This is a genomic window from Bradyrhizobium canariense (genome assembly GCF_018130465.1).
In the GTDB taxonomy this organism is placed as follows: Bacteria; Pseudomonadota; Alphaproteobacteria; order Rhizobiales; family Xanthobacteraceae; genus Bradyrhizobium; species Bradyrhizobium canariense_C.
The window spans coordinates 74,050-95,689 of record NZ_JAFCKJ010000005.1; the positions used below are offsets into that span (position 1 = coordinate 74,050).

The window sequence follows — 21,640 nt, forward strand, 5'->3', positions numbered from 1 at the left end:
TTCACATGCATCTCATCGTCCGGTCGGCCGCAATCGTCGCCGCTTCAGCTATCATGCTATCCCTCGCCAGCGGGGCCGCGATGGCTGGTAGCGCGCAAGAAGAAGCCAATCGCAAAACCGTCCTTGCCTTCTACGAGAAGGGGCTCAATCAAAAGGACGCCGATGCAGCCCTCGCCTATGTCGGCGACCGCTACGTCCAGCACAATCCAAACGCGGCCGATGGTCCGGACGGCTTCCGAAAGTTCATCGGCTTCCTCCGCGATAAATTCCCGAACTCGCACAGCGAGATCAAGCGCAGCTTCGTGGATGGCGACTACGTCATCCTGCACGTTCACGCGGTTCGCGAGCCCGGCAGCAGGGGCAACGCGATCGTCGACATCTTCAAGCTGGAGAACGGCAAGGTCGTCGAACACTGGGACGTCGTTCAGGCCATCCCCGACACTCCCGCGAACAACAACACGATGTTCTGACGGATTGAACTGGTGGCTGGGCAGACGGCTTAGCTCTTCCTGGCCATCCAGATCACGTGACGCGCGCCGCCGCCTCTTCCCGTGGCGCGGATATTGACTTCGTTGACGTCGAAGCCGGCGCTCCCGAGCCGCTTGGTGAAGGCCGGGTTGGGTCCCGAGGACCAGACGGCGAGCACGCCTCCCGGGCGCAGCGCCGTCTTCGCTGCCTTCAATCCGCTCGCATTGTAGAGCGCATCATTGCCCTTCCGGGTCAGGCCTTCCGGCCCGTTGTCGACGTCGAGGAGAATGGCGTCGAAGGCCGACCGCTGCGCCCGGATGATTTCGCCGACGTCGGTTTCCCGGATGCTCACCCTGACATCATCGAGACTGTCGCCGAACACCTGCGCCATCGGGCCCCGCGCCCAGGCGACCACCGCCGGCACGAGCTCGGAGACCACGATCTTCGCCTTGCTTCCGAGCACGGTGAGCGCCGCTCGCAGCGTAAAACCCATGCCGAGGCCGCCGATGAGGACGACAGGTTTTGCGACCGTCTCGATCTGCTTCGCCGCGAGCGTGGCGAGTGCGGCTTCCGAGCCTGACAGGCGGTTGTTCATCAGCTCGTTGGTGCCGAGCTTGATGGAAAACTCCTTGCCGCGCCGCATCAGGCGAAGTTCTTCATCGGAGCCGGGGATTTTGGCGGTATCGATCTTTTCCCAGGGAATCATGCGAGAGCCTTAGCACGATTTGCTTCGTAGCTTCGTAGCCCGGATTTCGCTACGCCCCAGCCGGGCTACAAGGCGCGGCTCGCGCTAACCTCCCGCCCACACGTCCAGCACATACCGGTTCTTGGCGCCCATCTCCTCGATCCAGCGCGCAGCCGCGGCGGCATCGCTGCCGCTCTTCTCGCGATGGATCGCGACCAGCGCCGCCTTCACGTCGGGCTCCATCTTGCTGCCGTCGCCGCAGACATAGACGATCGCGCCCTGCTCGATCAGCGGCCAGACCTTGTCCTTCTGCGCGGCAAGGACGTGCTGCACATAGGTCTTCGGGCCCTCCGCGCGCGAGAACGCCGTGAACAGCTCGGCGATGCCGCTTGCCGCCAGCGCCTTCAGCTCGTCCGCGTAGAGAAAATCCTGATCGGGATGGCGGCAGCCGAAAAACAGCATGGCCGGACCAAGCGCCGCCCCCTTCGCCTTGCGCGCGGCGCGCTCCTGGAGGAAGCCGCGGAACGGTGCCAGTCCCGTGCCTGGGCCGATCATGATGATCGGCACGGACGACTCATCCGGGAGCCGGAAGCCGGCCTTGGTCTCACGCACGGTTGCGTAGATCGCATCGCCCGCGCGTCGATTGGCGAGATAGTTCGAGCAGATACCCTTGTAGGTGCCGCGGCCGGAGGCGGCCGGCCCTTCGACCACGCCGACCGTGACGCTGCAACGCGCCGGGTCGACCGACGGCGAAGACGAGATCGAATAATAACGCGGCGCCAGCAGCGAGAGCATTTCCAGATAGACGTGGAACGGCAATTCGCAGGCCGGATATTCGAGCAGCAGGTCGAACACCGATTTCCGCCTGGCAAGAATCTCGCTGCGATAACGCTCGAGCGGCTCGGCCTCCTCGCCAACGAAGGCCAGCAGCTTCGGCTTGGTCACCGGGCAGCGGGTGTGCTCGGCCATGACCTGGATCTGCTTCCGTGTCGCCACTTGCTGGAGCTCGACGAACTCGCTGAGCAGGCGGCCGACTGACACGGCATCGCCGACCGGCAATTGCGCGCGGCGGCCTTCGGCGACCTGGAGCCTGATCTGGTCAGCCGGCAGGAAGCCGAAGCGACGGGCAACCGAATCCACCAGCGTCGGATCGTTGCGCGGGACCACACTCAGATGATCGCCGACGCGGTACGCGATGTTGGACGGCAGCTGCACCTCGATGTGGCGTGTCGAACGCTCTGACGGATTGGAACCGGCCTTGTTCTGAAGCTCGTCATTGACCAGCACCTTCATTGCCACCGCGCCGCCCTGGGCGACGATGGTGTTGACGGCGGTCACCGCGACCGGCTCGATCGCGTAGAGCGGATCGTCCTCCGCGGTACGGGTGAAATTCCAGTCGATGCCGAATTCCTTGGTCGCGACCTGGGCAGCCGCCGGGAACCATTTCTGGAACTGGCCGTCGAGATCGCTGCGCGCATCGCCTTCGCCGCGCGGATAGACCGCGCGCGCACCATGCGCCGACAACTGCTCGTCGATGAAGCGCGGCACTGACTGATAGGTCGCAGCCCAGTCGCTGTTGCCGCAGCCGAACATGGCGTAGCGCACATTGGCAAACGCATCCTTCGGCAGCTCGTCGCCGAGCCATTTGACGAATTGCGTCGCATTATCAGGCGGCGCGCCGTTATAGGAGGCGCAGATGATCAGCACGCCGCCCTCCTGCGGCAGCTTGCCGACGTAGTCGTCGAGCGGCCCGAGATGCACGGCAAAGCCGTTGATCTCGGCAAGGTCGGCCATGCGCGTGGCGAGTTCCTCGGCGGTGCCGAGATTGGAGCCGTAGAGCACCAGCATCGGCGTGTTGTGGCCAAGCCGCGCGGTCGGCGGACGCGGCGCCTTGGGCGCCGCAGCCACGACAGGCCCGCCATAGGCACCGCGCTCGCGATCGGCGCGCGGACGGACCTTGATCTTGAAGCCGTCCGGCTTCATCGTCAGCGTTTCCTTCAGATGCATCTGGTAACGCTGGTGGTCGATCAGCTTGAAGCGCTGAAGGATCATGCCGAGCGCGAGCGCGGCCTCGTGCATGGCGAAGCCGCGGCCGATGCAGGCACGCTGGCCGTTACCGAACGGCTTCCAGGCATTGATCGGCCGCTTGGCTTCGGCCTCACGACTGAAGTTCTCGGGGTCGAAAGCATCCGGGTTCGGCCCCCAGACGTTAGGGTCTCGATGCAGCGCCGTCACCAGGATGGTGATGAACGTACCCTTCCGAAGCTTGTACTTGCCGCCGCCGATGGTCTCATCGTTCAGCGGCGAGATGCCATAGGCCGGCGCCGGCGGCCACAGCCGCAGCGCCTCCTTCAGGATCTGCGTGATATAGGTGAGCTGCGTCACCTGCTGATAGGTCGGTCGCACATTGACATTGGGACCGAGGACGCGATCGACCTCGTCATAGGCTTTCTTGAGAATATCGGGGTGTTTTAGCAGCGCATAGATCGTGCACGACAACAGGCCGCTGGTGGTCTCGTGGCCGGCGATCAGGAAGGTGTTGATCTGGTAGCGGATGTTGACGTCGTCGAGCTGCTCGCCGGTCGAGCGATCGACACCGGTCATCATCGCGGCCAACATGTCCTTCTTGTCGTCGATCGCATCCGCGTTCTTGCGCCGCTCGGCAATGATCTCGTCGACCATTTTGTTCATGAAGGCGACGTCTTCGCCCATGGTCTTGCGCCGCTTCTGCATCCAGAGCTGCTCGAACGGCAGGCCGCGCGTCATCATGATGGTCTCGAGCGAGCGCACCAGCGATTCGACGAAGGGATGGTAGTCGCGCCGGTAGAACGAATTGAAGCGGTACTCGAAGCCGCACAGGCCGATCGTATCCAGCGTCAGCGCCGTCATGTCGTGGACGACGTCGATCTCGTCGTCGGCGTTGAGCCGCTCCCATTTGTTGACGAGCTGCTCGGCGATGTCGACCATGCTCGGGTGATAGGATTGCATGGCGCGGTTGCCGAAGGGTTGGAGCAGGATGTTGTGCGCCTTGCTCCAGTTCGGCTCCCTGGTGTCGGCGGTGAACAGTCCGTCACCCCCGACCGCGCGCACCCGCCGCAGCGCACCGCGCACCGTCTTGTCGAAGCGCTTCTCGTCGGAGAGCTCGTCGACGAGATCGTGGCCGGAGACGACCACGATCGGCGAGCCCATCATGTCGAGCCAGAAGATCGGACCCAGCTCCTTGGCAAGCCGAGTCAGATGCTGCACCGGCGCGGCGGAATCCAGTGACAGCATGTTGCCGACCACCGGTTTGGTCGGCGGCTGCGGGATCGGGTCCAGACGGTTCTTCGATGACATTAAAAGTGCTTCCCCTGCCTCGGTATTCAACGCCGTCGTTGCGAGCTAGCTAAACCGCCTTCTACGCCATTCGATCAGCTTCGCGCTGACCTCCTCCGGCTTCTCCTGCTGCGTCCAATGGCCACTATCGCGGACCAGGTACTTTTCCAGATCCGGAATGAATTTCTCCATGCCATCGGCGGACGACGGCGGCAGCACCGCATCATTCTCGGCCATGATCATCAACGACGGCACGCGCACCGTATGATCGAGCCCCTCGGAGCGCACCCAATTGCGCGACATGTTGCGGTACCAGTTGATGCCGCCGGTAAATCCGGTCCTGGTGAAGTTGTCGACGAACACCTTCTTCTCGTCCGGCGACAGGATCGGCGTGCGCGGATCGTGCTTTGCGTCATAGCCGGCAATCATCTGCGGAAATGCCAGATTGACCCGCGGCGAAGCGCCGACACCGGCAACCACTTCCTCTGCCGGCGCGTCGGGTGCACGCGGAGCCGGCTTGCGCATGAACGCATCAAACGTCTGCTCGACGCGGCTGCCAAAAATCCTGTCGGGCTCACGCGCCGGGTCCTGGAACTGCACGATATACATCTTTTCGCCGAAGCGCGCGCGCAGGAGCTCGATCGGATCGGCCCAGGCGCGGTTGGTATGAGGCGTATTGATACCGACCACGCCGGCGACCCGGTCGATGTGCCGGAGCGGCATCTGCCAGACGATGAAGCCGCCCCAGTCATGGCCGACGAAGATCGCCTTGTCGATCTGAAGATGGTCGAGCAGTCCGACCAGATCGCCGGTCAGGTGCTCGATGTCGTAGTCCTCGACCGGCTCTGGCCGGTCGGTCGCGCCGTAGCCGCGCTGGTCCGGCGCGATCACGCGGATGCCGGCCTCGCTCAGCGCCTTGATCTGGTGGCGCCAGGAAAATGCGAGCTCGGGCCAGCCATGACACAGCACGATCGGTGGCCTGTCTGTGACCGGGCCCGCCTCGTAGTAGCCCATGCGGATTCCGTTCGTCTGCACGAACTTGAGCGGTGGCATTTCAATCATCGGAACATTCCTACTCAGCGGCGCCCTTGATGTCCGCCGCGGGCGAAGCATAGGCCGCCTCCAGCGCGGCGAACTCTTCCGGCAGCATGTCGCACATCACCTGCACGTGCGGAATGATGTTGGCGCCGACGATGAAGCCGAAATCGAGCTGGTCGCGATAGCTCTGCACGGTGATGTTGAGCGCCTGTCCATGCGTCGAGATCGACACCGGGAAGATGTGCAACAACTCCGCGCCCGCGGCGTAAAGCGTCTGCCGCGGCCCCGGCACATTGGACACCGTGATGTTCGCAGCCGGCGGCAACACGTCCGAGAGGTTCGAGCGGCTGTAGACCAGCGCCAGAACCTGCATCATCATCGGCGCACCCAGCATCGAGATATTGGATATCTGCGGCATCAGGGCCCGCAGCGGATGCGACATCTCCTTGGACTTGGTCGACTGCGCGATGATGGCTTGCAGCCGCTCCTTGGGATCGTCGATGTTGGTCGCGATCGAGCAGATCATGCCGAACACCTGGTTGTTGGCCTCGGTATTGCCCTCCTCGCGCAGCGAGATCGGCACGGCGGCGGTCAGCGATTTCGCGGGAAGCGTGCTGTACTGCTGAAGGTAGCGCCGGACCACGCCGGAGGCGAGCGCCAACACGACGTCGTTGAGCTTGCCGCCAGCCTGCTTGGCCAGCGCCTTGGATCGCGACAGCGAAATCGACACGCCGGCGAAGCTGCGCTCGGACGAGATCGATTTGTTGAGCATGGTCGGCGGCGACACCATGCTGGCAAGACTCTCGCGCGATTTTGGATCGGATATCTTGCCGAGCACGTCCGATACGCTCTTGACCATGGTCGGGATATTGCCGGCAAAGCGCACTGCGCTCTCGATCTGGTACATCGCATTGTCGAACAGGATCGAGCCGATGTCGCTCTTGCCGGTGCGCGGCAGTTGCAGATTCTTCGCGGCCGCCGACGCATCGAGCGGCTGGGTGAAGAGCTGCTGGTAGGAATCGACCAGGTTCGCTGCGATGTCGCGCGGCTCCTGTCCGGGCTTGGCTCCCGCGGTCGGCGGATCGACCTTCCGCGGGATCGGCGAGATGTCGTAGATCATGTTGGTCAGCGCAGCACCCGCGCCGCCGTCGATGGCGGCATGATGCATCTTCGAATAAAGCCCGACCTCGTTGTCCTTCATGCCTTCGAACACGTAGAACTCCCAGAGCGGGCGAGCGCGATTCAGGAGCTTGGCGTGCATCCAGCCGACGATGCGTTCGAGCGTGGCGCGGTCGCGCGGCTGCGGCAGGCTGGCGCGGAAGATGTGACGGTCGATGTCGAACTGATCGTCCTCGACCCAGGAGGGATGATCGATGTCGAGGGGCGCCTTCTCCAGCCGCGCTTTGAGGATCGGCGCGATGTGCAGGCGCGAGAGGATCATCGCCTTGAAATCTTCGAAGAAGTCGCCCTTGTAGTCGTCCGGCAGGCGAAAGATCGCCATGCTCCCGACATGCATCGGCATTTCCGGCGTTTCCAGATAGAGAAACGACGCGTCCAGCGACGACAGCTTCTTACCGTCAGGCATAGTTCCCTCCCGAGTATTTGACGGGCGCCTTAGGTGGCGCTTCTCGTCAGGCCAATACTGCCTGTTCCGGCGGGGCATATGCAATGGCAAACGGCCCTGCCCTGTCAAATGGCCAGAACTCCCCCTCCGGTTGCGCAAGGCGGTCCGCCACGGCCCACAGCGCTGCCGGATTCACCCCGAGCCCGATATGGCTCGCCAGGTGCACCTCGATGTTTTCGGCACGGTCGGAGGGACGCAGCAGGCAGGTCCGCCAGTTCACGATGCCGTCCGCGCGCGAATAGATCGACGTCGCCGGCACCGGAAGATCGCCGGCGATCGCCTCGCGCAGTTCGGCAAAATCCTCGACACGCTCGCCGGACATCATCTCGTAGAGCCGCGTGGCATTGGTCGCCCGCACGTCATTGGCAAACGGGCTGCCGAGCGTGATGACATTGCGGACCATGTCGGGCACCTGGAGCGCGAGATCGCGCGCATAGACGCCGCCGAGACTCCATCCGACCAGGCTGACCTTGCGTCCGCTCGCGGCGTGGATTTCGGCGAGACGGGCGCGCAACGAATCCCGCATTCGTCCGAGCCCGCCGAAATTACGGCCCATCTGCCAGGCATGTGCCTCATAGCCGAGCTCGCTGAGATAGCGCCGCATCGGCGCCATCGAGAGGTCGCTGGCGAGGAAGCCCGGCAGCGCCAGCACTGGATGGCCATCGCCCTTGGGCGCCCGCATCAGGATCGGCGACAGCAGCAGGCTGGCGTTGAGCTCGAACAGCCCACGGGCTTCGGCGAGCAGCAAACCAAGACCCGGCGGACGAAGCCGGCTTGGGGTCTGCGGTCCGTCCGGACCGGGCGGCATTATTTCTTCTTATCACCGCTGCGCGTGCCGCCGAGGCCGGCCATGGTGACGAACATGTCCTGAAACCGCTCGGCGAGCTTCGGATCGAAGGTGAACCAGCTCTGGATCAGCGATTCCGGCGAGACCTTGTCGATATTGCTCAGAACCTGCTGCTGCAGCTTGTCCATCACCGCCGTCTGCATCGGTGCCAGATCGGGCAATCCGATGAACTGACGGGCTTCGAGGGGGGTGCAGTCGATTTCGATGTTAACTTTCATGTCCCCTCCGGATGAGATTCGAGCGCCCTGCCGCAGTATCGCCGCGAGACGGTGTGCAACGCAAGCGACCTGAGGCCGGTCGCGGCGCTCCGGCTTCCGCGATCGGCGGATATGGTCAATCAAAATCGCTCGCGCCCGCGCCCATCCACCCGTCAATGCCGGTCAGCATTGCTGCACAGCGGTGCAACTTGGCGCGTTCCTTGCTGGAATGGCGCTTGCACGGGTCGAGAACTCTGGGCAACATGGATCGATCAGCCCCGCCGAACAATCAAAAATGACGGTGCGGGCGAGTGGAGAGGGTCAAGAATGTCAGTCGGACGAAGTCTGTTTGCGGCGACGCTCGCCGGTATGCTTGCGCTGGCGGCCTCGCCGGCATCGAGCCAGACGCTGCGCTACGCCAACCAGGGTGAGCTCAAATCGCTCGACCCCTACACGCTGAACGAGTCGACCACCAGTGCACATCTCGGCCATGTCTACGAGGGCCTAGTCGCCCGCGACAAGGATTTGAAGATCATCCCGGCGCTAGCCGAAAGCTGGGAGACGCCGGAGCCGACACGCTGGCGCTTTCACCTGCGCAAGGGCGTGAAATTCCACAATGGCGACCCCTTCACCGCGGACGACGTGGTGTTCTCAGCCGAGCGCGTGCGAGCGAAAGGCTCGAATTTCCAGAGCCGCGTTCCCGCCGATGCCAAGGCCGTCAAGATCGACGATTACACCGTCGATTTCATCCTGACCTCGCCCAATCCCATCCTGACAGCGCTGTGGGCGACCTGGTACATCATGGACAAGAAATGGGCAGAGGCGAACGATGCAGTGGCACCGACGCCCGCAGCCGCGACGACCCCGAGCTACGCCTCGCTCCATGAGAACGGCACCGGCGCCTTCACGATCGAGAGCCATCAGCCTGGCGTGAAGACCGTCTTCAAGGCCAATCCGAACTGGTGGCGCAAGCCGGAACATAATCTGAAGGAGATCATCTTCACGCCGATCGCAAACCCGGCCACGCGTGTCGCGGCGCTGTTGTCGGGCGAGGTTGACGTGATCGAGCCGGTTCCGGTCCAGGACATCGACCGCGTCAAAGCAAGCCCCAACGCCACGGTGCTGACAGGGCCCGAGCTCCGCACCATCTTCGTTGGCATGGATCAGGCGCGCGACGAGCTCCTGTATTCCAACATCAAGGGCAAGAATCCGTTCAAGGACGTTCGCGTCCGCGAAGCCGTCTACCGGGCGATCGACGTCGACCTGATCAAGAATCGCGTCATGCGCGGACTGTCCACGCCGTCCGCATTGATGGTCGCACCAGAGATCTTTGCCGCGAAGGATTTCACCCGGCCGAAGCTCGATCCCGACGCCGCCAAGAAGCTCCTGGCTGACGCCGGCTATCCCGAGGGTTTCGAGGTCACGATGGACTGCCCCAACGATCGCTACGTCAATGACGCCGCGATCTGTCAGGCCGTCGTCGGCATGCTCGCCCGCATCGGCCTCAAAGTGGAGCTGCTGGCGCAACCCAAGGCCCAGTATTTCGCCAAGGTTCTGAAGCCCGGCGGCTACAAGACCTCGTTCTTCATGCTGGGCTGGACCCCCGATACGCTGGACTCCCACAACGTCCTGCACGACATCATGGGTTGCCGCGATGATCCCAAGGACCCCAACCGCGGCGAAGCCAATCTCGCCGGTTACTGCAACAAGCAATTCGACGAACTCGCGGACAAGGTTCTCCTGGAACTCGATACGGCCAAGCGCGATCTGCTGATCAAGCAGGCTTGGGAGATCTCGATGAAGGATTGGGCCTACGTGCCGCTGCATCAGCAGGCGCTGGCCTGGGGCGTGTCCAAAAAGGTGAAGCTGACCCAGCGCGCGGACAACCAGGTGCTGCTCTACTGGGCGACCAAGCAGGACGAGTAGGTGTCGACAAGTTGTGAAGTCCCGGAAGCCCTGGCTTCCGGGACTTGCTATTTCGGGCTAACGCAATGATGCGTGCTGCTGAAGAGATGTGAAAGGAACAAATGCTCGCTTTCACACTGCGCCGAGCCATCCAGGCCGTCGGTGTCATGATCGCCGTCGGGATTATTTCGTTCTCGATGTTTCGTTTCGCCGGCGATCCCGTAAACCAGATGGTCGGGATGGATACGTCGGGCGCAGAACGCGCTTCGATCCGCAAGTCGCTCGGCCTCGACGATCCCGTGATCGTGCAGTTCGGCCACTACCTCGGCAACGCCGCGCAGTTCAAGTTCGGCATCTCCTACCAGTTCCGTCTGCCGGTCTCCAACCTGCTGATAGAGCGGATGCCCGCAACGCTAGAGCTCGCGATCTGCGCCACCATCTTCGCAATGCTCAGCGGCATCCTGATGGGGGTCTATTCGGCGCTGCGCCGTGACAGCTGGCTCGCGCATGCATTCCAAGCCGTCTCGCTGATCGGCATTTCGCTGCCGACCTTCCTGATCGGCATTCTCATGATCTACCTGTTCTCGGTGACCCTCGGCTGGTTGCCCTCGTTCGGGCGGGGCGACGTCGTACATATCGGCTGGTGGACGACGGGACTCCTGACACTGTCCGGCCTGAAGGCGCTGATTATGCCTTCCATCACGCTTGGCCTATTCCAGATGACGCTGATCATGCGCCTCGTCCGCGCGGAGATGCTGGAAGTGATGCGCACCGACTACATCCGCTTCGCCCGCGCCCGTGGGCTCACCACGCGGGCGATCCATTTCGGCCATGCGCTGCGCAACACGCTGGTTCCCGTCATCACCGTCGCCGGCCTGCAATTTGGCTCGGTCATTGCTTTCGCCATCATCACCGAGACAGTGTTCCAGTGGCCTGGCATGGGACTTCTGTTCGTTCAGGCCGTTCAGAACGTCGATATCCCGATCATGGCGGCCTATCTGATGATGGTGTCCCTGATCTTCGTCACCATCAACCTCGTGGTTGATATCCTCTACACTATCGTCGATCCGCGGCTGCGCTCGACGGTCAGCCGGGCGCACTGACATGAGCGAGGCCGTCGTTCCCCACGCAACCGAGAAGCGCGCTGCCGCCGCACCCGGCTGGTTCAGGCGCGCACTGGACAGCGACCTGTTCTATTCGTTCTGCCGCTCCAAGATCACCATGATCGCGGCTGCGGTGACGCTACTGTTCTTCCTGATCGCGATCTTCGCCTCGGTGTTGTCGGTGCAAAATCCGTTCGACCCGGCGCAGCTCCAGCTGATGAATTCGCGGATATCACCGCTCTGGACTGCCGATGGTCAGAGCCCGTTCCTGCTCGGCACCGACGAGCAGGGCCGCGACGTGTTGTCCGCGATCCTCTACGGTCTGCGAATCTCGTTGCTCGTCGGCGTCCTCGGCGTCGTCTTGTCTGGCGCGCTCGGCATCATGCTCGGGCTGACGGCCGGCTATTTCGGCGGCGCCGTCGACGGGCTGATCATGCGCATCGCCGACGTGCAGCTCTCATTTCCGGCTATCCTGATTGCGCTCCTGATCAACGGCATCGCCAAATCGGTCTTTGGCAACAAGCTCGACGAGATGAGCATGCTGGCGGTCCTGGTCTTCGCGATCGGCCTGAGCTTTTGGGTGCAATACGCGCGCACGGTGCGTGGCTCGGTGATGGTCGAGAAGAACAAGGACTATGTCGCAGCCGCACAGCTGATCGGCCTGCCCGCCCCCGTGATCATGCTGCGCCACGTGCTCCCGAACACCACGGGACCGATCCTCGTGATCGCGACCATCAACCTCGCGCTCGCCATCATCACCGAGGCAACGCTGTCGTTCCTCGGGTCGGGAATGCCCGAGACCATGCCGTCGCTCGGCACGCTGATCCGCATCGGCAACGGCTATCTGTTCGCAGGCGAATGGTGGATCGTCGCCTTCCCCGGAATCGCACTCGCGACGCTGATCCTGTCGATCAATCTGCTGGGCGACTGGCTGCGCGACGCGCTCAACCCGAAACTTCGATGAGTATGCGTTGCCCATGACCGAACCCGTTCTCTCTGTACGTAATCTCCAGGTCGAGTTCACCTCCCGCCGCGGCACGCTGCGCGCCATCGACGACGTCTCCTTCGACATCGCCAAGGGCGAAGTGTTAGGGGTGGTCGGTGAATCCGGCGCCGGCAAATCCGTCACCGGCCTCGCCGTGATCGGCCTGATCGATCCGCCCGGACGCATCTCGGGCGGTGAGATCCGCCTGTCGGGCCTGCGCATCGACAATCTGCCGCCCGAGGACATGCGCCGCGTCAGGGGAAAACGCATCGGCATGATCTTCCAGGATCCCCTCACCTCGCTCAATCCGCTCTACCGGGTCGGCGACCAGATCGTGGAGACGATCAGAACTCATCTGAACTTGTCCGAGACGGCCGCGCGCCGCCGCGCCATCGACCTGCTCGCCGAGGTCGGCATTCCCGCACCGGACAAGCGCATCGACGGCTATCCGCACGAATTCTCCGGCGGCATGCGCCAGCGCGTGGTGATTGCGCTGGCGATCTGCGCCGAGCCGGAGCTGATCATCGCGGACGAGCCGACCACCGCGCTTGACGTCTCCGTGCAGGCCCAGATCATTTCGCTGATCAAGCGGCTCGGCCGCGACCACGGCACCGCGGTGATGCTGGTGACGCACGACATGGGCGTGATCGCCGAGACCTCGGACCGCGTCGCCGTGATGTATGCCGGCCGCGTCGCCGAGATCGGCCCGGTACAGGACGTCGTCAGGAATCCGCTGCATCCCTACGCCAAAGGCCTGATGGGCGCGATCCCGACGCTTGCCGGCGAGGACAAGCGCCTGGTGCAAATTCCCGGCTCGATGCCGCGGCTGTCGGCGATCCCGCGCGGCTGCTCGTTCAATCCGCGCTGTGCGTCCGCTTTCGATCGCTGCCGGATCGACCGGCCGGAGCCGCTGCCGCGCGGCACGCAATCCGTCGCCTGCCATCTCTATGACAGCGTGCCGGCGGAGAGCGCGGCATGAGCGCCCCCTTCGTCCAGGCCACCAATTTGCGCCGCGTCTTCGACGTCTCGAAGCCCTGGCTCAACCGTGTGCTCGAAGGCGGGCAGCTCGAATATCTCAAGGCTGTCGACGGCGTTACCTTCGACATCAGGAAGGGCGAGACTTTTGCGTTGGTCGGCGAGTCCGGCTCGGGCAAGACCACGGTAGCACGGATGGTGGTTGGCCTTCTGCCGCCAAGCTCCGGCGACGTCCTGATCGACGGCATCCCGATGGCCGATCCGCGGCACGCGATGGCGCGGCGAAAACTGCGCCGCCGCATCCAGATGATTTTTCAAGACCCCTATGCAAGCCTGAATCCGCGCTTCCGCGTCGATGCCATCATCTCCGAGCCAATCCGCGCCTTCGACCTGATCCAGGGCGAGCGCGACATCCAGGCGCGCGTCGGCGAACTGCTCAGCCTCGTCGGCCTGCACCCCGACGACCGACTGAAATTTCCGCATGAATTCTCCGGCGGCCAGCGTCAGCGCATCGCCATCGCGCGCGCGCTTGCCTCCGACGCCGAGTTCATCGTCTGCGACGAGCCGACCTCGGCGCTCGACGTCTCCGTGCAGGCGCAGATCCTCAACCTGATGCGCGACCTCCAGGACAAGTTCGGCCTGACCTACATGTTCATCAGCCACAACCTCGCCGTGGTCCGCCACATGGCGAGCCGAGTCGGCGTGATGTATCTCGGCCGCATCGTCGAGATCGCGGAAGGCAAGGAGTTGTTCACCCGCCCGCGCATGCCCTACACCAAGATGCTGCTCGGCGCCGTGCCTGATCTCGCCATGAGCGGCCGCCAGCGCATTCCGGTCAAGGGCGAGATCCCGAACCCGATCAATCCGCCCCCCGGCTGCGCCTTCAATCCGCGCTGTCCGCTGGCATTCGATCTCTGCCGCAAGGAAGCACCGAGCCTGATCGACGGCGTCGCCTGCCACGCGGTCAACACCGCGCCGATACCGGCGTGACGCGCGCGTGCCATGCAGCCTGCGCATTTGGCGGCGGCCTGGCCCTGTGATCAATTGCGCGCGCCGCAAATGAGGTAGTCTATGGCCAGCAACGTCAATCCCGATCCCTTCACGACACGCCCCGAGATCGAGGGCACTTTCGGGGTCGTCGCCACCACGCACTGGATCGCTACCGCCGTCGGCATGGCCATCCTGGAAAAGGGCGGCAACGCCTTCGACGCCGGCGTCGCCACCGCCTTCACGCTCCAGGTGGTCGAGCCGCATCTGAACGGCCCCGGCGGCGACGTCCCGATCATCGTGCACGACGTGAAACGCGGCCGCACCGAGGTGATCTGCGGCCAAGGTCCGGCACCGGCCCGCGCCACCATCGCGCATTACAAGAGCGAAGGCCTCGACATGGTGCCCGGCACCGGCCTGCTCGCGGCCTGCGTCCCCGGCACATTCGAATCCTGGATGATGCTGCTGCGTGACTACGGCACGATGCGCGTGCGCGACGTGCTGGAGCCTGCGATCTCCTACGCGCGCGATGGCTATCCGCTGGTCGAGCGCGCCTGCGCCACGATCCAGACCGTCGAGCAATTGTTCCGCAAGCACTGGCCGACATCAGCCGCCGTCTATCTCCCGAATGGCGAAGTGCCGAAGCCCGGCACGCTCTTCACCAACAAGACGCTGGCTGAGACCTACGCACGAATCCTGGGCGAAGCCGAAAGCGGCGGCGGCGGCCGCGACGCCGAGATCGAGCGCGCACGCAAGGCCTGGTCGCAGGGCTTTGTCGCGGAAGCCATCGACAAGTTCTGCCGGACGCAGGAGGTGATGGACGTCAGCGGCTCGCCGCATCGCGGTGTGCTGTCGGCCGATGACATGGCGCGCTGGCAGCCGACGGTCGAGGCCCCGCTCACCTACGATTATGGCCGCTACACTGTCTGCAAGGCCGGGGTCTGGAGCCAGGGTCCGGTGACGCTGCAGCAGCTCGCGCTGCTGAAGGGCTTTGCGCTCGATGGGCTCGACCCGACGGGGCCAGAATTCATCCATCTCCAGATCGAATGCGCCAAGCTCGCCTTCGCCGACCGCGAAAAATTCTACGGCGATCCCAAGTTCAGCGAGATCCCGATCGGAACGCTGCTGTCGGATGCCTACAACAACGAGCGCCGCAAGCTCGTCACCGACAAGGCCTCGCTCGATCTCCGGCCCGGTGCGATCGAGGGCTTTGGCGGCGTGGTCAAGCTGCGCCGCGCCGAAGGCCAGCGCGAGGCTGTCGGAGCGCTCGGTGCCGGTGAACCGACGGTGGGCCGCTTCGGCGAGGTGCGCGGTGACACCGTGCATTTCGACATCATCGACAAGGCCGGCAACATGGTGTCCTCGACGCCATCAGGCGGCTGGCTGCAATCATCGCCGATCATTCCCGAGCTCGGCTTCTGCCTCGGCAGCCGCGCGCAGATGTTCGATCTGGAGGAGAACCAACCGAGCTCGCTCGCGCCCGGCAAGCGGCCACGCACCACGCTGTCGCCGACCATGGCGCTGCGCGATGGCGAACCCTACCTCGCCTGGGGCTCGCCCGGCGGCGACCAGCAGGACCAGTGGATCACGCAGTTCTTCCTGCGCCATGTCCATTGCAATCTGAATCTCCAGGAAGCCATCGACGCCCCGGCCTGGCACTCCGAGCATTTCCCGATCTCGTTCTGGCCCCGCACCGCACGCCCCGGCGTGCTCGTGGTCGAGAACCGCGTGCCGAAGGCGACGATCGAGAATCTTCGCGAACGCGGACATATCGTCGAGGTCGGACCGGACTGGTCGGAAGGCCGTCTCACCGCGGCCTCGCGCGTCGGTCCGCGCCGCCGCGCCGCCGCCAATCCGCGCGGCATGCAAGGCTACGCCGCAGGGCGCTAAAGGCAGCACATGACCTGGTCGATCATCGCGCGCGATCCCGCCACCGGCCAGTTTGGCATCGCCGTTGCCACGCGCTTCTTCGCCGTCGGCGCGCGTGTCCCCTACATCGCGGCGGGCCTCGGCGCCATCGCGACGCAGGCCTTCGTCAATCCCTATTACGGCATCGACGGCGTCAAGCTGCTGCGTGAGGGTCTCAACGCGCACGACGTGCTGGCCGCCCTGCTTGCGACCGACGATGGCCGCGAGAGCCGCCAGATCCACATCATGGACGCGAGTGGCGCGATTGCCGCGCATACCGGGCGCGATTGCGTCGATTGGTGCGGACACATCGCGGGCAGCGGCTTCTCGATCGCCGGCAACATGCTCGCGGGCGCAGACGTGCTCGACGAGACCGCAAAAACCTATATCGCCAATGACAGCCTGCCCTTCCCGCGCCGCCTGCTCGCGGCGATGCGCGCGGGCGAAGCCGCTGGCGGCGACAAGCGCGGCAAGCAGTCCGCCGCGCTCCTGATCCACGGCGAGGAGGAATGGCCGGCATTGGACCTGCGCGCCGACGATCATCCCGATCCGCTCGGCGAGCTCGAGCGGCTCGAGCGCGTCAGCCACGAGCTCTGGGTACATTTCCGCGCCTCGATGCCGACGCGGCAGAACCCGGCCGGCAACACCGATCGCAGCGTCATCGACGCCAGCATCGCCGCAGCGCGCGCAAACCGATCATGAACGCGAGCCCCCTCATCGAGATCACGGATCTGCGCATTCGTTTTCACGGCGACGACGGCCGCATCACCCACGCGGTCGACAGCGTCGATCTCAGCGTCGCCCATGGCGCGACGCTCGGCCTCGTCGGCGAATCCGGCTGCGGCAAGAGCGTGACGTCGCTGGCGATCATGGGCCTGCTGCCGAAGCAGAGCGCGGAAATCTCCGGCGCGATCCGTTTTGACGGTTTCGACCTGCTTAAGACGTCGGACCAGACGCTGCGCGACCTCCGCGGCAACAGGCTCGCGATGATCTTTCAAGAGCCGATGACCTCGCTTAATCCGAGTTTCACCATCGGCGATCAGATCATCGAGACGATTTTGCGCCACCGCGGCGGCTCGCGCAGGAGTGCGCGCGAGCGGGCGATCGATCTGCTGCGTCGCGTCCACATCCCATCGCCCGAGCGGCGGATCGACGAATACCCGCACAAGCTCTCCGGAGGCATGCGCCAGCGCGTCATGATCGCGATGGCGCTGGCCTGCGACCCGCGGCTGCTGATCGCGGATGAGCCGACCACCGCGCTCGACGTCACCTTGCAGGCGCAGATCCTCGAACTAATGCGAGAGTTGAAGGCGGCGAGCGGCGCCGCCATCATCCTGATCACTCATGATCTCGGCGTCGTCGCCGAAGTCTGCGACGAGGTCGCGGTGATGTATGCCGGCGAGATCGTCGAGCGCGCGCCGGTGGACGAGCTGTTCTCGGCGCCGCAGCATCCCTACACCGTCGGCCTGCTCGGCTCGATCCCGCGGCTCGACCATCGCGCCGAACAGCTTGCCACGATCGAGGGCATGGTTCCGAACATGGCGCAGCCGCCCGCTGGATGCCGTTTCGCCGCACGCTGCCCCTTCGTGCTGGACGCCTGCACCAAGGCGCCGCCGCCGCTGGTCGAAATCAGCCCCGGCCACCTCTCGCGCTGCATCCGCGCGCCGCTCGAACGTCTGGTGTCGTGATGGCCTCGTTCTCTCCTCTCGTGCCCCGGGCGCAGCGCAGCACAAGCGAAGCGCCGTGGTGCGCTGCTGAACCGGGGGCCAAGTGGCAACGAAATGGGTCCCGGTTCAGCGTCGCAACACTTCGTGCTGCGCCGCGCCCGGGACACGAGACCGAGCTTCCTGGGGAGCGCGAACGATGACCGCTCTCCTCGAGGTCGATGGCCTGGTCAAGCATTTCGTCGCCGAGCGCTCGCTGTTCGGCCGGGCGCTGGCGCACGTCAAAGCCGTCGACGGCGTTTCCTTCTCGCTGGAGGCCGGCAAGACGCTGGCCCTGGTCGGCGAATCCGGTTGCGGCAAATCCACCGTGAGCCGCCTGGTGCTGCGGCTGATCGAGCCGGATGCAGGCACGATCCGTTTCGAAGGCCGCGATCTCCTCTCCCTCGACGCCGGCGCGCTGCGCGCCTTTCGCCGCGAGGCACAGATCATCTTCCAGGATCCCTACGCCTCGCTCAATCCGCGCATGACCGTCGGCCAGATCCTGACCGAGCCGCTGGCGCTGCACAATCTGGTGCCGCCCGCCCGGCGGCGCGAACGTGTCGAGGAGATCTTGCGGCTGGTCGGGCTGGAGCCGCGGCTGGCGCGGCGTTACCCGCACGAGTTCTCCGGCGGCCAGCGCCAGCGTATCGCCATCGCCCGAGCGCTCGCGGTCGAGCCGAAACTGATCATCTGCGATGAGCCAGTCTCGGCGCTCGACGTCTCGATCCGCTCGCAGATCCTCAATCTGCTGCGCGAGCTCCAGGACCGGCTTGGGCTGGCCTACATTTTCGTCTCGCACGACCTCGCGGTGGTCAAGCACATCGCCGACCACGTGGCGGTGATGAATCTCGGCCAGATCGTCGAGACGGCGGCGGCGGATGCGCTGTTCGCCGCGCCGCGTCATCCCTATAGCCGTGCCCTGCTGTCCGCGATCCCGGTGCCTAAACCGCGGGCAAAGCGCAGCCGGATTGTGCTGCAGGGAGAGATCCCCAGCGCGCTCAATCCGCCGCCGGGATGCCGCTTCCACACCCGCTGCCCCTACGTGGTCGACCGTTGCCGCAGCGAAATGCCTCTGCTCGTGCAGGATGGCACCAGACATGCAACGGCGTGCCACCGAACGTCGGAACTGCCGTCCTCCGCGGCGATCGTCCCCACCGACGGCGGCTTTTCGCCGGTCCTTGAAAAATTGGTCGCCGCCTTCAGCGGCGGCCCGGAAGCAGTCCGCGGCCGCGGGGTTAGTTCATTGGGAACAGACCCGGCATAGCCGCAAAACAGAGGTTGAGAGCGATGAGTATCATGCGTTTGACCATCCTGGCGTCGGCCCTGCTGACGTCGCTCGTGGGTGCCGCCCAGGCTCAGAGCACCCTTCGCATCGGCATCGCCGAGGACCCCGACATCCTCGACCCCAGCATCGGCCGCACCTATGTCGGCCGCATCGTGTTCTCCGCCTTCTGCGACAAGCTGTTCGACATCGACGAGAAGCTCAACATCGTGCCGCAGCTTGCGCTGTCCCACGAGACGTCGGCCGACGGCAAGGAGATGACGATCAAGCTCCGGCCGAACGTGAAATTCCACGACGGCGAGCCGCTCGACGCGGAAGCTGCAAAATTCTCGATCGAGCGTCACATGACGCTGCCGACCTCGTTCCGCAAATCCGAGCTCGCCAGCGTCGACCATGTCGAGGTCGTCGATCCGCTGACGATCAAGCTGGTGCTCAAGACCCCCTACTCGCCGCTGATCGCCCAGCTGACCGACCGCTCCGGCATGATGGTGTCGCCCAAGGCAACCAAGGAAGCCGGCGACAAGTTCGGCCTGCATCCGGTCTGCGCTGGTCCCTACAAATTCGTCGAGCGCGTCCAGCAGGACCGCATGGTATTCGAGAAGTTCGCCGACTACTGGAACAAGGACAATATCCATATCGACCGCGTCGTGTTCCTGCCGATCGTCGATGCCACGGTGCGGCTCGCAAACCTGAAGTCCGGCGGGCTCGATCTGATCGAGCGCGTGCTCGCCACCGACATCAAGGACGTGCGCGCGGACTCGCGGCTCGTGCTGTCGACGGCGCCGGAACTCGGCTATCTCGGCCTCACAGTCAACATCGGCAACGACAAGGCCAAGGGACCGCTGAGTCAGTCGGCGAAAGTCCGCCAGGCGCTCGATCTGTCGATCGACCGCGAAGCCCTCAACCAGGTCGTATTCAACGGCGAATTCACGCCGGGCAATCAATGGGTCAGCCCCACACATCCCTACTACCAGAAGGCATTTCCGGTTCGTGGCCGGGACATCGCGAAGGCCAAGGCGCTTCTGAAGGAAGCCGGCGTCACTTCACCGGTGACCGTCGACTACATGATTCCCAAAGGCGCGGAGAACGAGGCCGTCGCTCAGGTCGTGCAGTCTATGGCCGCGGAAGCGGGATTCGACATCAAGATCCGCGCCGTCGAATTTGCGACCACCTTCAAGCAGGCCCAGGCCGGCGAGTTCCAGGTCTTCCAGATCAACTGGAGCGGCCGCATCGACCCGGACGGCAACTCCTACATCTTCATGCGCAGCAAGGCACCGCAGAACGACGGCGGCTACGCGAATCCGGAAGCCGACAAGCTGATGGAAGACGGACGCACGACGGCCAACGTCGCCGAGCGCAAGGCGATCTACGAAAAGATGACCAAGATCCTGCTCGACGATTTGCCGATCATCTACATCTACCACCGCACGCTTCTGATTGCGCACACGACCAAGCTCCAGGGCTACAAGCAGATGCCCGACGGGCTGGTGCGGGTGGTCGGACTGAAGTTCAAGTGAGCGTGGTGCCGATGAGTGCGTGTCCCGGACGCGGCGCAGCGCGTAAGCGCTGCACCGCAGAGCCGGGACCCATAGCGCGGGCTCGTCGTGATAGATGGGTCCCGGTTCAGCAGCGCAACATTGCATGTTGCGCCGCGCCCGGGACACGAGTCGCACCATGTTGAACTTCCTCGCTCGCCGCATTGTGCAGATCGTGCCGACACTGTTCTTCGTGTCGGTGCTGATCTTCTCGCTCCAGCAATTGTTGCCGGGTGATCCCGCGCTGGTGATGGCCGGCGAGGAGCGCGATCCCGCCGTGATCGAGCAGATCCGCCAGCAATACCGGCTCGATCAGCCGATCCCCGTGCAGTACGTCTACTGGCTCAAGGGCGTCCTGACCGGCAATTTCGGCGAATCGCTGCGCAACAAGATGCCGGTGCGCGAGCTGATCGCGCAGAAGCTGCCGGTGACGCTTCAGCTCGGCTCGATGGCAATGTTGATCGCGCTCTTGATCGGCATTCCCGCCGGCATCGTCTCCGCCGTGAAAAAGGGCACCGTCTGGGACTATGCCGCCAATTTGTTCGCGCTGTGGGGCATCTCGACACCGAATTTCTGGCTCGGCATCATGCTCATCTTCCTGTTCTCGATCGAACTCGGCTGGCTGCCGGCGTCCGGCTACGTGCCGTTGACCGAGAACTGGCGCGCGAGCTTAGCTGCCACCATCATGCCGGCCTTCGTGCTCGGCAACGCGATTTCGGCGGTCCTGATGCGGCATACCCGGAGCGCCATGCTCCAGGTGCTGGAAAGCGACTATGTCCGCACCGCCCGCGCAAAGGGATTATCCGAACGCTCCGTCATCCTCAAGCACGCCATGCGCAACGCACTCACGCCGATCATCACGCTCGGCGCGCTCGAGCTCGGCACGCTGTTGTCGGGGGCGGTTCTGACCGAGCAGATCTTCTCCATTCCCGGCTTCGGCAAACTGATCGTGGACGCCGTGTTCAACCGTGACTACGCGGTCGTACAGGGCGTCGTGCTGGTGACGGCGACGGTCTACATCACGCTGAACCTGGCTGCCGATGTCGCCTACATCCTCGTTAATCCGCGGTTGCGGGGCTAGAC

Annotated in this window: 18 protein-coding genes; 12 read left to right on the top strand and 6 right to left on the bottom strand. The window is 64.3% G+C overall.

The genetic code is table 11. The features are described 5' to 3' along the window. Positions 1–5 precede the first annotated feature (5 nt). Complete coding sequence (locus tag JQ591_RS15995; protein ID WP_211396977.1) at positions 6–470, top strand: nuclear transport factor 2 family protein; 465 nt, start codon at positions 6–8, stop codon at positions 468–470. 29 nt (positions 471–499) lie between these two features. Here the strand turns inward: JQ591_RS15995 and JQ591_RS16000 are convergent, their stop codons facing one another. The 6 genes from JQ591_RS16000 to JQ591_RS16025 all read right to left on the bottom strand — a co-directional run bounded on the left by JQ591_RS16000 (position 500) and on the right by JQ591_RS16025 (position 8,195). Next, entirely contained in the window at positions 500–1,174 is a 675-nt protein-coding gene (locus JQ591_RS16000) for a spermidine synthase (protein WP_211396978.1), read from the bottom strand. Positions 1,175–1,258: 84 nt separating this feature from the next. Continuing rightward, positions 1,259–4,489: a bifunctional cytochrome P450/NADPH--P450 reductase gene (locus JQ591_RS16005; protein ID WP_211396979.1), complete on the bottom strand. Its 3,231-nt coding sequence runs from the start codon at positions 4,487–4,489 to the stop codon at positions 1,259–1,261. A 45-nt stretch (positions 4,490–4,534) separates the two neighbouring features. Then, positions 4,535–5,530, bottom strand: coding sequence for an alpha/beta fold hydrolase (locus JQ591_RS16010; protein ID WP_211396980.1), 996 nt, complete (start codon positions 5,528–5,530; stop codon positions 4,535–4,537). Between the two features lie 10 nt (positions 5,531–5,540). Then, entirely contained in the window at positions 5,541–7,091 is a 1,551-nt protein-coding gene (locus JQ591_RS16015; RefSeq protein ID WP_211396981.1) for a wax ester/triacylglycerol synthase family O-acyltransferase, read from the bottom strand. A gap of 46 nt (positions 7,092–7,137) precedes the next feature. Next, complete coding sequence (locus JQ591_RS16020; protein ID WP_211396982.1) at positions 7,138–7,938, bottom strand: esterase/lipase family protein; 801 nt, start codon at positions 7,936–7,938, stop codon at positions 7,138–7,140. Continuing rightward, the gene (locus tag JQ591_RS16025) at positions 7,938–8,195 is read right to left on the bottom strand and encodes a DUF6489 family protein (protein ID WP_007593837.1); all 258 of its coding nucleotides are present in this window, start codon (positions 8,193–8,195) and stop codon (positions 7,938–7,940) included. Before JQ591_RS16025 ends, JQ591_RS16020 begins: the two co-directional genes overlap by 1 nt. Positions 8,196–8,501: 306 nt before the next feature. Here JQ591_RS16025 and JQ591_RS16030 point away from each other — a divergent pair, with 306 nt between their 5' ends. The 11 genes from JQ591_RS16030 to JQ591_RS16080 all read left to right on the top strand — a co-directional run bounded on the left by JQ591_RS16030 (position 8,502) and on the right by JQ591_RS16080 (position 21,638). Next, positions 8,502–10,100, top strand: a complete 1,599-nt coding sequence (locus tag JQ591_RS16030) for an ABC transporter substrate-binding protein (RefSeq protein WP_211396983.1) — start codon at positions 8,502–8,504, stop codon at positions 10,098–10,100. A gap of 101 nt (positions 10,101–10,201) precedes the next feature. After that, on the top strand, positions 10,202–11,182 hold the full coding sequence (locus JQ591_RS16035; RefSeq protein ID WP_211396984.1) for an ABC transporter permease: 981 nt from the start codon (positions 10,202–10,204) through the stop codon (positions 11,180–11,182). A 1-nt stretch (position 11,183) separates the two neighbouring features. Then, positions 11,184–12,146: an ABC transporter permease gene (locus JQ591_RS16040; RefSeq protein ID WP_211396985.1), complete on the top strand. Its 963-nt coding sequence runs from the start codon at positions 11,184–11,186 to the stop codon at positions 12,144–12,146. Positions 12,147–12,159: 13 nt separating this feature from the next. Further along, positions 12,160–13,146 carry an ABC transporter ATP-binding protein gene (locus tag JQ591_RS16045; protein ID WP_211396986.1) on the top strand — a complete coding sequence of 329 codons (987 nt, stop codon included), beginning with the start codon at positions 12,160–12,162 and terminating at the stop codon, positions 13,144–13,146. Beyond that, on the top strand, positions 13,143–14,132 hold the full coding sequence (locus JQ591_RS16050) for an ABC transporter ATP-binding protein (RefSeq protein ID WP_211396987.1): 990 nt from the start codon (positions 13,143–13,145) through the stop codon (positions 14,130–14,132). Before JQ591_RS16045 ends, JQ591_RS16050 begins: the two co-directional genes overlap by 4 nt. 81 nt (positions 14,133–14,213) lie before the next feature. Next, complete coding sequence (locus JQ591_RS16055; protein WP_211396988.1) at positions 14,214–16,019, top strand: gamma-glutamyltransferase family protein; 1,806 nt, start codon at positions 14,214–14,216, stop codon at positions 16,017–16,019. Positions 16,020–16,028: 9 nt separating this feature from the next. After that, entirely contained in the window at positions 16,029–16,739 is a 711-nt protein-coding gene (locus JQ591_RS16060; RefSeq protein WP_211396989.1) for a DUF1028 domain-containing protein, read from the top strand. Then, complete coding sequence (locus JQ591_RS16065) at positions 16,736–17,725, top strand: ABC transporter ATP-binding protein (protein WP_211396990.1); 990 nt, start codon at positions 16,736–16,738, stop codon at positions 17,723–17,725. Before JQ591_RS16060 ends, JQ591_RS16065 begins: the two co-directional genes overlap by 4 nt. Positions 17,726–17,900: 175 nt before the next feature. After that, positions 17,901–19,004: an ABC transporter ATP-binding protein gene (locus JQ591_RS16070; protein WP_211396991.1), complete on the top strand. Its 1,104-nt coding sequence runs from the start codon at positions 17,901–17,903 to the stop codon at positions 19,002–19,004. A gap of 23 nt (positions 19,005–19,027) precedes the next feature. Continuing rightward, complete coding sequence (locus JQ591_RS16075) at positions 19,028–20,539, top strand: ABC transporter substrate-binding protein (protein WP_211396992.1); 1,512 nt, start codon at positions 19,028–19,030, stop codon at positions 20,537–20,539. A gap of 157 nt (positions 20,540–20,696) precedes the next feature. Next, entirely contained in the window at positions 20,697–21,638 is a 942-nt protein-coding gene (locus JQ591_RS16080; RefSeq protein WP_211396993.1) for an ABC transporter permease, read from the top strand. The last annotated feature ends 2 nt before the right edge of the window (positions 21,639–21,640 follow it).